The following is a 253-nucleotide window of genomic DNA, read 5'->3' as shown; positions in this document are numbered from 1 at the left end:
CAACCTTATAACTGTCTGTATGTTCCTAAGTTTGGTATCACAGGATACTAAATGAGGTCGGAACTCTCAGGGTCAAGGAAAAATCAGTGATACAAGTTTCTTATACAAGAAATAAATAAAACTGATAATCCAAGAGAGGAGGCGATAGCCACCCCCAGTTTTAGGATTCACAATCTTAGGATTGAAGCGGGGAACGGAAGGCGGTGAGGTGGAATCTGCCACCAATAGTCCGACCACTGCCAACCATCTATGA

Annotated in this window: 1 pseudogene; it reads right to left on the bottom strand. The window is 43.1% G+C overall.

Annotated features, from left to right (window positions below):
• Positions 1-72: 72 nt before the first annotated feature.
• Positions 73-253 (bottom strand): annotated as a pseudogene (locus LKE08_RS09650) (hypothetical protein); the annotation flags it as partial.

Source organism: Lyngbya sp. CCY1209 (assembly GCF_035615495.1).
Taxonomy (GTDB): domain Bacteria; phylum Cyanobacteriota; class Cyanobacteriia; order Cyanobacteriales; family Microcoleaceae; genus Limnospira.
The sequence above is the reverse complement of the archived record's forward strand: the minus strand, read 5'-3'. Positions and strand labels throughout refer to the sequence as shown.